Origin of the sequence: Gracilibacillus halotolerans, from assembly GCF_014206945.1 — a bacterium.
Classification (GTDB): Bacteria; Bacillota; Bacilli; order Bacillales; family Amphibacillaceae; genus Gracilibacillus; species Gracilibacillus halotolerans.
This window is the reverse complement of sequence record NZ_JACHON010000001.1, coordinates 470,827-484,719: the sequence shown is the minus strand read 5'-3', so window position 1 is coordinate 484,719 and position 13,893 is coordinate 470,827. Positions and strand designations below refer to the sequence as shown.

General features: G+C 35.0%; 13 protein-coding genes. All 13 read left to right on the top strand.

Features of this window, described 5'->3' with window-relative positions; all coding sequences use genetic code 11:
- The 13 genes from GGQ92_RS02395 to GGQ92_RS02335 all read left to right on the top strand — a co-directional run bounded on the left by GGQ92_RS02395 (position 1) and on the right by GGQ92_RS02335 (position 13,863).
- The gene (locus GGQ92_RS02395; protein ID WP_184244183.1) at positions 1-882 is read left to right on the top strand and encodes a carbohydrate ABC transporter permease; all 882 of its coding nucleotides are present in this window, start codon (positions 1-3) and stop codon (positions 880-882) included.
- A 14-nt stretch (positions 883-896) separates the two neighbouring features.
- Positions 897-1,766 (top strand): carbohydrate ABC transporter permease, encoded by an 870-nt coding sequence (locus tag GGQ92_RS02390; RefSeq protein WP_184244181.1) that lies wholly within the window; start codon positions 897-899, stop codon positions 1,764-1,766.
- Between the two features lie 8 nt (positions 1,767-1,774).
- Positions 1,775-3,817 (top strand): YIP1 family protein, encoded by a 2,043-nt coding sequence (locus GGQ92_RS02385; RefSeq protein ID WP_184244179.1) that lies wholly within the window; start codon positions 1,775-1,777, stop codon positions 3,815-3,817.
- Positions 3,804-6,155 (top strand): DUF5696 domain-containing protein, encoded by a 2,352-nt coding sequence (locus GGQ92_RS02380; protein WP_184244177.1) that lies wholly within the window; start codon positions 3,804-3,806, stop codon positions 6,153-6,155. Before GGQ92_RS02385 ends, GGQ92_RS02380 begins: the two co-directional genes overlap by 14 nt.
- On the top strand, positions 6,155-7,009 hold the full coding sequence (locus tag GGQ92_RS02375) for a carbohydrate ABC transporter permease (protein ID WP_184244175.1): 855 nt from the start codon (positions 6,155-6,157) through the stop codon (positions 7,007-7,009). Before GGQ92_RS02380 ends, GGQ92_RS02375 begins: the two co-directional genes overlap by 1 nt.
- A gap of 17 nt (positions 7,010-7,026) precedes the next feature.
- On the top strand, positions 7,027-8,025 hold the full coding sequence (locus GGQ92_RS02370) for a carbohydrate ABC transporter permease (protein ID WP_184244173.1): 999 nt from the start codon (positions 7,027-7,029) through the stop codon (positions 8,023-8,025).
- Between the two features lie 48 nt (positions 8,026-8,073).
- Entirely contained in the window at positions 8,074-9,525 is a 1,452-nt protein-coding gene (locus tag GGQ92_RS02365) for an ABC transporter substrate-binding protein (RefSeq protein ID WP_184244171.1), read from the top strand.
- Between the two features lie 139 nt (positions 9,526-9,664).
- Complete coding sequence (locus tag GGQ92_RS02360) at positions 9,665-10,870, top strand: D-alanyl-D-alanine carboxypeptidase family protein (RefSeq protein WP_246383894.1); 1,206 nt, start codon at positions 9,665-9,667, stop codon at positions 10,868-10,870.
- A 203-nt stretch (positions 10,871-11,073) separates the two neighbouring features.
- Complete coding sequence (gene spoIIAA / locus GGQ92_RS02355; RefSeq protein WP_184244169.1) at positions 11,074-11,427, top strand: anti-sigma F factor antagonist; 354 nt, start codon at positions 11,074-11,076, stop codon at positions 11,425-11,427.
- Positions 11,424-11,864: an anti-sigma F factor gene (gene spoIIAB / locus GGQ92_RS02350; RefSeq protein ID WP_184244167.1), complete on the top strand. Its 441-nt coding sequence runs from the start codon at positions 11,424-11,426 to the stop codon at positions 11,862-11,864. Before spoIIAA ends, spoIIAB begins: the two co-directional genes overlap by 4 nt.
- A gap of 5 nt (positions 11,865-11,869) precedes the next feature.
- Entirely contained in the window at positions 11,870-12,619 is a 750-nt protein-coding gene (sigF, locus tag GGQ92_RS02345) for an RNA polymerase sporulation sigma factor SigF (RefSeq protein WP_425486366.1), read from the top strand.
- A 199-nt stretch (positions 12,620-12,818) separates the two neighbouring features.
- Positions 12,819-13,445: a stage V sporulation protein AA gene (locus GGQ92_RS02340; RefSeq protein ID WP_184244162.1), complete on the top strand. Its 627-nt coding sequence runs from the start codon at positions 12,819-12,821 to the stop codon at positions 13,443-13,445.
- Positions 13,429-13,863 (top strand): stage V sporulation protein AB, encoded by a 435-nt coding sequence (locus GGQ92_RS02335; protein ID WP_184244160.1) that lies wholly within the window; start codon positions 13,429-13,431, stop codon positions 13,861-13,863. The genes GGQ92_RS02340 and GGQ92_RS02335 overlap by 17 nt, the downstream gene beginning before the upstream one ends.
- The last annotated feature ends 30 nt before the right edge of the window (positions 13,864-13,893 follow it).

Here is a 13,893-nt window from a genome sequence, read left to right as displayed (position 1 = left end):
ATGAAAAAAGATAATAGAACTTCCTATTTATTCTTGCTCCCATATTTATCAATGTTTATGTTGTTTATTATTGTACCAGTGGTAATGGCTATTGTATTATCATTCACCAATTTTAATACGATTGAAATGCCTGATTTTGTTGGTTTTCTCAATTATATAAATTTACTAACACAAGACGAGATTTTTATGCAGTATGTATTACCTAACACTGTACTATTTGCCTTGATAGTTGGACCAGGCGGTTATGTATTGTCTTTTGTTTTGGCTTGGTCATTAGCGCAATTAACCGCAATACCTAGAACTATCTTGGCGTTAATATTTTATTCACCTTCAATGACCCAAGGTGTCGCAATGGCAGTAGTATGGAAAGTTATATTTAGTGGTAATCAATCAGGTTATGTAAATAGCTTACTGATGCAAATAGGTTTCATAAACGAACCTTTGATTTGGCTTCAAGACACACGCTTTATCCTTTTAATAATGATTGTAGTAGCATTATGGAGCAGTATGGGAGTAGGGTTTTTAGCAATGCTAGCAGGTGTTCTCAATGTAGATGAAACGTTGTATGAGGCAGCAGCAATAGATGGGATAAAAAACCGTTTTCAAGAATTAATTTATATCACTATTCCGTCAATGAAACCACAGATGTTGTTTGGAGCAGTTATGGCGATAGTTGGTACATTTTCTACTGGTGCAATTGGAGTGGAGTTGACAGGATCTAATCCAACTCCATCCTATGCTGGTCAATTAATGGTGAACCATATAGAAGACTACGGATTTATCCGCTTTGAAATGGGCTATGCCGCAGCATTATCCGTCGTTCTGTTATTAATCATTTACTTATTTTCCTATGTATCAAAGAAACTGTTTAGTGAGTCTTAGAAAGGAAGGTTGATATGGCTTTTAAAAGCAGTGGAGTTAATCCAAAAAGGTTTCATCGAAGCCAATTAAAATTCTATGTCTTCCTGATACCATTTGCTATTTTTATGTTACTACCTATTGTTTTCATATTTAATCATGCATTTAAACCTTTAGATGAGTTATACGCTTTTCCACCTAGATTTTTTGTTATTAAGCCAACCGTAGAGAATTTTGAAAACCTCTTTGATTTAGCAAATACATCTGGTATTCCACTAAGTAGATATATATTTAATAGTTTATTAGTGACAGGAGCTGTTGTTTTCTTATCCGTATTTATTTCTACTTTAGCGGGCTATGTTTTATCGAAGAAACAATTTCGTGGTAAAAATGCTATTTTCGAGATTAATAATGCAGCATTAATGTTTGTACCGATTGCTGTAATGATTCCAAGATATTTGACTGTTTCTATTCTAGGGATTGAGGACACGTATTTTGCTCATATTTTCCCGCTAATTGCCATGCCAGTTGGGTTATTTCTAATCAAACAGTTTATTGATCAAATACCAGATACTCTAATAGAAGCAGCAGTTATAGATGGCGCAAGTAATTTTAAGATTTACTGGAAGATCATCTTGCCATTAATTAGACCCGCTGTGGCAACAGCTGCAATACTCGCTTTTCAACTCGTTTGGAATGACTTAGAAACATCCACATTATTTACAACGAGCGAGAATATGAGAACGCTAGCATTTTATATGAGTACCTTGGCTATAGAGACAAATGTAGTAGTTGGACAAGGGATGGCTGCTGTAGCAGCATTGATAATGTTTGTTCCGAACTTATTACTATTCATTATTTTACAAAGTAAAGTAATGAATACGATGTCACATTCGGGATTAAAGTAGGTGTAATGATGAAGAAGATGAATAGAATACTGGTCATTCTGCTTGTAATGTCTGCAATGTGGCTTATCAACACCATCCCGGTACAGGCAGAAACGGCATATAAAACATTTACAGAGGATGGGTATGGGCAATACGTAGAAACGCAAACTGCTTACACAGTGAATGAGACTATCATTCAATTTGATGATGAAGTATTTTTACAAGCACAGGATATGAAGGTTGATGAAAGTGGTCTCATCTACGTAGCGGATACTGGAAATAAAAGAATCTTGGTAGGAAATAAAAACGGATCCTTAGAACGAATCATTGGAGACGGGATTCTTCAAAAGCCAACAGGTATTTTTATATCACATGATGAAAAGTTATATGTTGCAGATGAAGTTGCTGCAAAGATATTTATATTTAGCAAAAATGGTGAATTACTTCAAGAATTTGAACGTCCAGAAAGTATACTTTTTGGAGAGAAAGCCACGTTTGTTCCTGAAAAAGTTGCAGTAGATAAAAGAGATAATATTTACATTATCTCTCGTGGAAATTCGAATGGTATTATCCAAATCAATGCAAATAGTGGAGAGTTTATCGGTTATTTTGCTCCTAATCAAACCGTTGTTAGTCCGCTTACTGCATTTAGAAGAGCAATTTTTACAGAAGAACAGTTAAGTCGAATGATTGATATGGTACCAGCTACAGCGAAAAACATTAATATTGACGAGAAAGGTCTTGTTTACGCAGTCTCACAAGGAGAGAACGCGGAGGGGATACGTAAACTGAATGTAGCAGGAAGAAATATATTGGATACGAAGGTGTTTGATGAATTTCCCATATCCGTAGAGATAGGTTCTCTAGAAAATATATTTGTAGCAAGCGAAAATGGTTTTATCTATGAATATACAAGTGAAGGTAATCTATTATTTGTGTTTGGTGGTCGGGATGATGGCCGACAGCGTGTGGGCTTGTTTAGTAAGATATCTGCTATTTCGGTAGATGAGAGCGGCAATATTTATGCGCTTGATCCGGAAAAAAACCAAATACAAATTTTCGAGCCAACAGAGTTTGCATCCCTAGTTCATGAGAGTCTGAATCTTTATCAAAATGGAGACTATGAGGCAAGTAAAGAACCATGGAAAGAGGTTATTCGTTTAAATGGATTATTCGATTTTGCTCAGCTAGGATTGGGTGAAGCATATTTCAAGGAAGAAAATTACCAAGAAGCAATGGATGCATTCCGGCAAGCGAAGTATAAAGATGGTTATTCAGATGCATTTTGGGAAGTTCGGAACGTTTGGATGAGAGAAAATGTTATTTATCTATTCTATATCGTGATTATTTGGCTCATAGCTGCTCAAGTATGGAAGCGGTTAAATAAAAAGTTCCAATGGAAGGAACGTTTCCGACAGCGATTCAATGAAAGCGAAAGATGGAATTGGTTACGAAAAATAGTTTTTATAAAAAATTTAATTCGTCACCCAATCGATAGTTATTACAGTATACAGCATGAAAAGAAAGCTTCCGTTCCAGCCGCACTATTTTGGCTCATTATCATTTTCGCTATTTACGTAGCAGATAAATATTATTCTGGATTTATTTTTCGAATTGTCCAAGATGGAGAATATAATTTTGCGAATGATGTAATTAGTTTTTTTGCTATATTTCTATTAGTTATAACGTGTCACTATTTAATTTGTACGATTAATGATGGGGAAGGTAAATTCAAGCATGTACTAACTGGATTTATCTATGCCTTTGCACCTTATGTTTTCTTTAAACCACTTTTAATTATTTTGAGTAATTTTTTAACGTATAATGAGGCCTATTTATTAAGTTTAGCAAATTTTATTATATATTGCTGGGTAGGGATATTACTCTTTCTAATGATTAAAGAAATAAACGGCTACAGCATACGGGGGACATTTAAAATAATCTTTTTAACTCTATTTATGATACTGATTACGGTTTTACTTCTATTTATCGTCTATGTGCTAATCGTCCAAATGATTCAGTTTGTTGTTTCTGTCTTCAATGAGGGGGTGTATCGAATTGAAAATCGGTAAATGGAGAATTTCAACCATTTTTAAACTACTCTTATTCTTACTAGTAGTAGGAAGTTTTATCTATGTTGTCTCTCAGACGGAAGAATCCGATCAGGTATTAGATATTCCTGCAGCTCCAGAAGTGCCGGCAGAGGAAGAAGAACCTGTAGAAGAAGAAGGCGAAGGAGATACAATCCCTGAAGAAGTAATCCCTGAACAGGTGGTAGAAGATGCACCCTTAGAGGAGACACGTCCGCTGTTTCTCCATTCAAAACAGGAGAAAATTGATAATCATCCATTTTTAATAGAAAACGACCACTATGAACTTTATTTAAATGAAGAGAATTTGTCTATTATTTTAAGAAATAAACATTCAGGTGCATTGATGTATTCTACTGTTCAAGATCCAATCGATAGCAATGAATCCTGGAAGAATTTTACTCAATCCGGAATCGTTATGGAGTACTTGGTGGACACAAATATCGTAGTGTATCAAGCAGATATGTATTCTGAAAATCCAGAAAAGAAAATTACGAATACCGAATCTGGTTTTATTGCTTCGATTCATTATCCAGAGCTACAAATATCTTTTGATGTGCATGTGCAGTTAACGGATAAAGGCATCACGGTAGAGATACCACAAGAAACCATTATAGAAGAATCCGATAAATATAAAATGGCATCACTGTACATTTATCCTTTTCTAGGTTACTCCATATTAGGTGAGCGTAACGGCTACATGTTCATTCCGGACGGGTCGGGTGCATTGATTCATCTAAAGGATAATAACGGAAAATTTAAGCAACCATACTCTAATATGGTTTATGGAGAAAATGTAGGAATTGATGAATCGTATGTACTTTCCTTATTTAATCGAATGAATCCTTTCAATGATCCAGAGAATATATTAATGCCAGTATTTGGAATGATACATACGGATTCAGAATTTGGTTACTTAGGAATTATCGAAGAAGGACAATTTAGTGCAAAAATAGAAGCCTATCCAAGCGGTGCTATCCTTCCATACAATTGGATCACATCCAAATTTATCTACCGACAAGTATATAATCAACCAACGAGTCAAGATACAGGAACAATGGTCGTTCGTCAAAAAAATAGAAACAATTTTGATATAAAAGTACATTACCAATTTGTACAGGAAGAGTATGCGAATTATATGGGATTAGCCTCGTTATATCGTGAATATTTGGTTGACAATAACTTAGTCGAAAAGAAGGACATACGATTTCAATCAAGGATTGATTTTCTTGGAGCAGAAGTAGAACAAGGATTAATAAGGAAGAAAGAGGTCCCAATGACAACTTTTGATTCGGGGAAAAGGATATTGGAAGACTTACAGGACCGTGGAGTAAACGATATTTTATCCATATACAAAGGTTGGCAGAATAAAGGTATACATGGTGGATTACCAATTCTCTCTAGTTCTGCAGATAAATCTCTTGAAAATGAAGTTACATTAGAAGACTTCATCCAATTTAGCCAAGAGAACAACATAGACATGTATCTCTATCATAATGCCCTAAGATTTAATTCAGATGAGTTTTCAAGTAACCGTCATAAACTGATGAAAAAATTTAACAAAAGAACACATGAAGAGAAAGTGTATGGGAACGTTTATGAAGGCTTTCAGTTTCTACATCCCGAGTCTACTATGAAAATATTAGAGAGAATGAACAAGGAATATGAGAAAGCTAACATTGATAACGTGATGCTCGGTGGAATTACGAATCACTTGTTCTCTTATAGTGATGGAAACAAGGAGCAGGATAGGATAAAAACAAAGAGTATTTATGAAGAAGTGATCACGGATTACGATGAGAGCTTCAATCTATTATTAGAACAACCATTCTCCTACTTATGGGATAAAACAGAAGCACTAATAGATGTACCAATAAGCTCGTCGAATTATGTTTTCACAGATGAAGATATACCATTTATCTCGCTTACTCTAAGAGGCTTAGTACCAATGTATGCAGAATACACGAATTTTCAAGCAAATCAAGAAGAGTTTTTTCTACAACTTGTAGAGCAAGGGTTATACCCGTCATTCTATATAACAGATGAGAATCCTTCCGCTTTAAAAAATACAAATTCCTCTGACATTTATAGCTCAGAATATGAGCGTTACGAGGAAATGATTCCGAGTTATCACGAAGAATTACAAGCAATACATGAAACTGTAGGGGACGCTGTTATAATAAATCATGAAAAGAAGGAAACAATCACAAAAGTTACTTTTAGTAATGACACTATTATTTATGTGAATTATGCTGACGAAGTACAAGAAATAGATGGCTATACATTAGACGGTTTAAGTTATAAGGTGGTGACCAACTAATGAAAATAAAAAGAAAAACTGTATATGGATACCTCTTTATAATGCCGTGGTTAATTGGATTTTTATTGTTTGTACTATGGCCAATGGGACAATCTTTTTATTATAGCTTGAATAGTATGCGAATAACGCCAGTGGGCTTACAGTTTAGATACGTAGGATTCAATAATTACTTAGACGTTTGGCTGAAAGATATGTTCTTTTTACAGGAGCTTTTAAACTTCTCAGTAAGCGCTTTATTAAGAGTGCCGGTAATAGTTGTCTTTGCTTTAATTATCGCAATGCTATTAAATCAAAATGTTAAATTTAAGGGAACCTTTCGTACGATTTTCTTTTTACCAGTAATAGTGGCAAGTGGTCCTGTAATTAACCAATTGGTTGATCAGGGAGCCACTTCCATTCCTATGGTGAATCAGGACATTATAGTAGGTTTACTGAGTCAAATTTTCCCGATGTTTTTGACAAGCGCAATTGCAGATTTATTTGGGCAGATTATTGTTATCCTATGGTTCTCAGGCGTTCAAATATTAATATTCTTAGCAGTACTACAAAAAATAGACCCGACCTTATATGAAGCAGCAAAAATTGACGGTGGTTCGAGCTGGGAATGTTTTTGGAAGATAACGTTACCTACTATCAAACCTATTATTTTAATTAATACAGTCTATACATTAGTGGCTCTTGCAAATAGTGGTCAAAATCCAATTATTGACCTAATTTATGCAAATATGTTTAATGCTACGAGAGGGTATGGGTTTGCTTCAGCCATGGCATGGATGTATTCCGTCATCATAGGAATATTACTTCTTCTAATTTTCTTAGCTTTTCGAGAAAGAAAAACCAAGCACACTATTTAATGAAAGGAGAGAGGTTAATGGCGAAAAGTCCAAGTGGATTTATACAAGTTTTTAAAGATCCGACGCTCTCCTTCAAGGAAAAAGGGCGATTATTCAGTGTAAAAGTCAATCGTTTTTTATTTGGTATGAATGATAAGAAAGGTTTTTTAATGAAGCTTGTTATTTATACGCTCTTACTTTGTATTGGCTTTGTGTATCTATATCCTATGATGCATATGTTTGTAACGAGTATGATGTCATTAGCGGATTTACTAGATTCATCGGTGAGATGGATACCTTCTGTATTTTATACAGATAACTATCAACAAGCATTTTCAGTAATGAATATTAGAAAGTCATTACTAGGCAGTTTTATTATTGCTTTCATACCTACTATTTTTCAAGTAATCGTCGCTTCATTAGTAGGTTATGGATTTGCTAGATTTGATTTCCCATTTAAAAAGATATTGTTTGGTTTGATGATTTTCAGTTTCATCATACCTCCACAAATTTTAATGATGCCTACGTACCGCTTGTTTAGTGAGATAGGATTGACAGGTTCTATCAATGCCTTCTGGATTCCAGCGGCATTAGGACAGGGGATTAACAGTACCATTTTCATCTTAATTTTTTATCAATTTTTCAAACAGACACCGACATCCTTATATGAAGCGGCAGAAGTAGATGGTGCTGGTCAGTTAACAGCATTTTTTAGAATAGCAATTCCAATGGCTGTCCCTGCTTTTATTGTGTCCTTTCTATTCTCCTTTGTTTGGTATTGGAATGAAACGTATTTAACAACGCTGTATCTGACAAGCAAATCAACAGATATTACAACCATATTGCTTCAACTCCAACAATTTGAACAAAATTATGAAGCAATGTACCCAGTAACCGAAAACAGCCCTAATAAGATTAATGAAGGAATTAAAATGGCTGGAACATTTATTAGTATTCTACCACTTTTAATCGTATACTTTTTTCTACAACGGTATTTCGTAGAGAGTGTAGATCGTACTGGTATTACCGGTGAATAGTTCACCGTAATATAAATTAATTAGTGAAAATAGGAATGGGGGAGAAATATGTTACGTAAGAAATGGTGGTTATTGTTGTTAGCAAGTGTCTTCATTTTTGTCATAGCTGGTTGTTCTTCTGATAGTGCTTCTGAAGATGATCAAGTAAATGAGGGAGGGGAAAGCAACACTGAAGAAGGAGCAGATGAAACGAATGAATTAGTAGACATTACAGATGAGGAAATTACATTAAGTTATGCGTCCTGGGCAAACCATGAGCTAAACCAATATTTAGCAGATAAGTTCATGGAAAAATATCCGAATATTACTGTAGAACTGGTTCAGTTAGAGCAAGAAGGATGGAACGATCATTTAACTAACTTAGCAAGTACTGGAGAGCTACCGGATGTCTTCTGGTATTTAGGAAATGTAGATATTGCAATTCGGAATGCTTGGCTAGGAGATATGACAGAATATTTTGAAGCAGATCCAGAGAATGAAAATCTTTTAGACACAATCAAAGATGCAGGATATTTTGATGGGGAAAGAAAGCTTGCAGCTCCAGCTAATTATTACCCTTATACTGTCTTTCTTGATGAAAATGTATTTGAACAGCTAAATGTTGAAATGCCATCTCCCGATTGGACATATAGTGAGATGATTGATTTAATGCAACAGATGACGGTACCAGAACAAGGTATATTTGGTTATAATACATTTACAAAACTAGTAACAATTGCTCCTATCGTAAATCCAGATGGCTATGGCGAGTTCGGATGGGATGGGGAATCCTATGATTTAACAGCTGATTGGGCAGATGCCGCAATGCAACATGCAGAGTTTGTTCGAAGTGGAGTTCACGCTCCATTCTTTGATACCGATGAGGCAGAAGCTGCATTTGGTGATCGTGAATTGTGGGTTGCGAATACAGGCCGATTAGCGATGCAACTTGATGCTTGGTGGACAGTAGGTTTATTTGCAGAACCGGAATTTGTAGATAAGGGTATTAAATGGGTGCCATACGTAGTTCCAAAAGGAGACAACGCCTCAACAGAAAATAAGCCTGCATTTATAGATTTTGGTGCAATTTCTTCAGCGACAGAGCATCCTAGGGAAGCATATGAATTGTTAAAGTTCTTTGGTTGGGGTTCAGAAGGCTGGGAACACAAGTTAACAGCATTTGAAACATTACAGGATGAAAACGGTCAACTGATATTCCAACACCCAGATGGTCTACCATTAGTAAAAGATCAAGAAATTTGGGATGGTTTACGAGCATTACTACCGGAAAGTCATTATTATGATGACTTCTTAGCAAGAGCAAAGCATCCGATTCCACTTGGCGGAGCAGCTCAGCCAGGCTTCCAAACATTCTTGGATGAAGTCTACTTTGGTGGAGAATATGGTGATGTTGAATCAGCAACTGCGAATGGCGAAGTAAATGCTCACGATATTGCGCAAGATTTAACAGAGAAAGCAAATCAATATCGAGAGGAAGCAATACAGGAATTATTCTATTAAGATAAAAATTTAGTTTTTCAAGCTGTTGGTCTCCTAATTGTTGGAGATCAACAGCTTTTTTAATTTAGCTAGAAATGTAAGTTATAAAAATAAACAGTTCGGGGAATACTAGAGCTGTTATTATGTGGAGGTGATCGTATTGGTACAAAAAATCTTCAAACTCTTTATCTTGATATTTCTATTCGTGTCTATTGTTGCATCCCCAGTAATGGCTCACCATCATGAAGAATCGATAGGTACTGAAGAAACAGCTATTGAGACAGCAAGCCCGCAGTTAGCTAGTAATTCAAAATCAGCTATTTTAATTGAAAGGGATACAGGTCAGATTCTATTTGACAAAAATCCTCATGAAAAACTTTCTCCAGCAAGTATGACGAAAATAATGACATTATTGTTAATTATGGAGGCCATTGAAAATGGTAAAATTACGATGGATGAGAAGGTTAGGACTAGTGAATATGCTGCATCCATGGGAGGATCTCAAATATTCCTTGAAGAAGGGGAAGAAATGTCTGTCGATGAATTACTCAAAGGAATAGCAATTGCTTCCGCGAATGATGCAAGTGTAGCTATGGCTGAAAGAATTGCTGGGAGTGAAGAAGCCTTTGTGCAATTAATGAATGATAGGGTGAAGGAATTAGGTTTAAAGAATACGTTATTTCAAAATACAACAGGACTACCAGCTAAAGAGCACTATAGTACAGCATATGACATGGCTATGATTTCGAAAGAATTACTTAAATATGAAATGGTTACAGAATACACAAGTATTTATGAAGATTACTTAAGGAAAGGCGAAGAAAATGAATTTTGGCTAGTTAATACAAATAAGTTAGTGCGATTCTATGATGGAGTCGATGGTCTAAAAACTGGTTTTACAAATGAAGCTAAATATTGCTTAACTGCTACAGCTGAAAAGAATGGAATGCGTGCAATAGCTGTTGTATTTGGGGCAGAAACTTCCAAGGATAGAAATAGCGATGTTAGTCAATTACTTGATTATGCATATAGCAAGTTTGAGACAAAGCCAATATTTCAAAAAAATGAAAAGGTAACAGAATTCAAATGGATGAAAGCAAATCGTGAGAAAGTTAATGTCGTAACGGATGATTCCGTATCCTTACTTTATGAAAAGGGATCAGATTTAAACAATTTAGAAACTAGAATAAAAATTAATCAAGATATACAGTTGCCACTTAAAAAAAATCAAGCAGTCGGTGAGCTTGAAGTACTTCTTGATGATGAAGTAGTGCAAAAAACCGACTTAATTATTCAGGATGATGTAAAGAATGCAAGTATATGGCAATTGTTTCAACGAACGGCTAGTAAGTTTCTATCCAGATAGTATGTAATGAAAAGGCTCATAGGAGTTAAAGATTCCTATGAGCCGTTAACCGCTTTTTTTGCATTTCTAGTGAATCTCTACTTACGGAAGATTAGCAATTTATGAGTATTGAAGGCGAATCTCTTCTAGTTTTGTCGTTAAAAAGGAATCATTAACAGAAATATAGAAGTTTAACTATGTGAAAAAAATTGGGAGGGAAAGGCATGCAGCTTCTATCAGATTTTTCTATTGTTGAAAATGTATTGATTGTGCGTTTGGAAGGTGAATTAGATCATCACTCAGCAACTAAACTTAAAACAGATTGGCAAGAACATTTGAGAAAGCATTCTGTTCAACATGTAATATTAAATTTAGACAAATTATCGTTTATGGATAGCTCTGGGTTAGGTGTAGTACTGGGGCGATATAAAGAAATCACAGAGCAAGGTGGAGAAATGGTAGTGTGCTCGGTCAATAATGCAGTAAAGCGTTTGTTTGATATGTCCGGGTTATTCAAAATTATTCGTTTAGCGGAGGATGAGAAATTTGCATTAAACAAGCTGGGGGTGGCTTCATGAATAATAGTATGAAACTGCAATTTAAGAGTCTGAGTCAGAATGAAGCTTTTGCTAGAGTAACTGTAGCATCCTTTGTTTCTCAATTAGACCCTACTATGGATGAATTAACAGAAATAAAAACAGTAGTGAGTGAAGCAGTTACGAATGCGATTATACACGGCTATGAAGAGGACCCGAATCAAGAAGTGTATATTACATGTGAAATAAATGAACACGTTCTGCATTTAGAAATCCGCGACCATGGGGTAGGCATAAATAATATTGATTTAGCAAAAGAGCCGCTTTATACCTCAAAACCAGAATTAGAACGTTCAGGTATGGGCTTTACAATTATGGAGAATTTTATGGATAAAATAGAAATAGAATCTGAGATAGGTAAAGGTACAACAATTAAACTAATCAAAGAGTTTCAAACTACGAAGACGTTGAGTAATTAAGGGTGATGCAGATGAAGACAAATACTAGTTCATCACCATTAACTGATCAGGAAGTAAAAAAGCTAATTCGAAATAGTCAGGCCGGAGATAATTCGGCTAGAAGTCTATTAGTAGAGAAGAATACACGATTAGTATGGTCTGTCGTACAAAGATTCTTAAATCGAGGGTATGATCAGGATGACTTATTTCAAATAGGGTGTATCGGATTATTAAAATCTATTGATAAATTTGATTTAAATTATGATGTGAAGTTTTCTACCTATGCCGTTCCAATGATTATTGGAGAGATTCAAAGATTTATCCGAGATGATGGCACAGTAAAAGTTAGTCGTACATTAAAGGAAATTAACAATAAAATTAGACGGGCATCTGATGAGCTAACAAAACGTTACGGACGTTCGCCAACAATCAATGAACTTGCAGAATATTTGCACTTAGACCCTGAAGAAATCATTCATGCTCAAGAGGCAACGAAAAAGCCCCAGTCTATCCATGAAACAGTCTATGAAAATGATGGTGATCCTATTACGTTATTAGACCAAATTGCAGACGAAGGCGATAATTGGTTTGATAAACTGACAATTGAACAAATAATTAACGAATTAGACCATCGAGAAAGATTAATCGTTTATTTACGTTATTATAAAGATTTCACGCAAACAGAAGTTGCAGTAAGATTGGGTATATCTCAAGTACAAGTGTCTAGAATTGAGAAAAAAATACTCGAAAAAATAAAAATTGAAATGCTTAATTAATAGGATGAAATACAATAAATAATCTTAATCGATATTAAATAAAAGGATAGGTACTAATCAGGTTATAAAAACTGATTGTATCTATTCTTTTTTTGTGTAGATTCACACTATTACTAATATGCCTTTTGGTACATTTCACGTATAAGCCATTTCTTTTCATCCATACTAATACAACAGCCGCAACTGAAGAGGTGAAATTATGTCGGAGGAAAAAATCTACATACGTTTAAAGAAAAAAGTTTCGCTTCACCCATACCAGTTGATACGAATGGAGGATCTGGCGTATTTAACTGGAAACAAATCCATTATTAAGCGAATAAAAAATTTCCCTATTTACCAGATTACAAAAAGCGATAAAAATTACGTAGTGATAGATGGTTTCTACTTATTAGAGAAATTAACAGATGAATTTCCTCACATTACTTTTGACGTACTGGGTACAACACAAGTAATCGTTGAAATTAAAATTAAAAAGAAACAACCAAAACTTTTTGTTGTTTTGCCAATTTGGATTCTTTTATGCATAGGGTCTGCAATGGCCATTATGAACTTTCATTATGATGTAAATATGCCCCAGGTTCATCAAGGATTATACCGTTTTTTAACCGGTGAGGAGGTAGACAAACCACTTTGGATCCAAATACCTTATTCTATCGGTTTAGGGGCAGGGATGATTTTATTTTTTAATCACGTTTTCAAGAAAAAATTTAATGAAGAACCAAGTCCGATGGAAATAGAGATGTTTAACTATCAACAAGATTTAGATAATTATGTCATTCACCATGAAAATGAATTAATGAAGAAGGATAATGACCCTAAGTCTTAACTACTTGTATCAAATCGTTATCGGTCTTGGTTCAGGTTTAATTGTTGGTGCAGGTTTTGTGGCGTTTTTGGCTGTTCTTGGTATTATCCCTAGATTAGTACAAATAAGTAAGTTTCGAGCCTCGTTAACAGGATGTCAAAATGTAGTGGTAATCGGTTCGTTGCTTGGTCTATTTATTACCTTTACTGACTACACACTTACGCTTCCGTATGTTTTGGTTCTTATATGGGGATTAATACAAGGTATGTTTGTCGGTATGCTCGCTGCAGCACTAACTGAAATATTGAATGTCTTCCCTATCCTAATGAAAAGAATTAGATTAGATAATTTTATACAGTGGTTAATTATGTCTCTTGTTATTGGGAAAATAATCGGTTCATTATTCCACTGGATAGTGTTTGTTGATTGGATGCCGTAAAAAGATAAAGAAGCTTATAAAGGATGTCGT

Coding starts and splice junctions, on each gene's coding strand:
- GGQ92_RS02395 (WP_184244183.1), top strand. CDS start 1: ATGAAAAAAGATAATAGAACTTCCTATTTATTCTTGCTCCCATATTTA.
- GGQ92_RS02390 (WP_184244181.1), top strand. CDS start 897: ATGGCTTTTAAAAGCAGTGGAGTTAATCCAAAAAGGTTTCATCGAAGC.
- GGQ92_RS02385 (WP_184244179.1), top strand. CDS start 1,775: ATGAAGAAGATGAATAGAATACTGGTCATTCTGCTTGTAATGTCTGCA.
- GGQ92_RS02375 (WP_184244175.1), top strand. CDS start 6,155: ATGAAAATAAAAAGAAAAACTGTATATGGATACCTCTTTATAATGCCG.
- GGQ92_RS02370 (WP_184244173.1), top strand. CDS start 7,027: ATGGCGAAAAGTCCAAGTGGATTTATACAAGTTTTTAAAGATCCGACG.
- GGQ92_RS02365 (WP_184244171.1), top strand. CDS start 8,074: ATGTTACGTAAGAAATGGTGGTTATTGTTGTTAGCAAGTGTCTTCATT.
- spoIIAA (WP_184244169.1), top strand. CDS start 11,074: ATGCAGCTTCTATCAGATTTTTCTATTGTTGAAAATGTATTGATTGTG.
- spoIIAB (WP_184244167.1), top strand. CDS start 11,424: ATGAATAATAGTATGAAACTGCAATTTAAGAGTCTGAGTCAGAATGAA.
- sigF (WP_425486366.1), top strand. CDS start 11,870: ATGCAGATGAAGACAAATACTAGTTCATCACCATTAACTGATCAGGAA.
- GGQ92_RS02340 (WP_184244162.1), top strand. CDS start 12,819: ATGTCGGAGGAAAAAATCTACATACGTTTAAAGAAAAAAGTTTCGCTT.
- GGQ92_RS02335 (WP_184244160.1), top strand. CDS start 13,429: ATGACCCTAAGTCTTAACTACTTGTATCAAATCGTTATCGGTCTTGGT.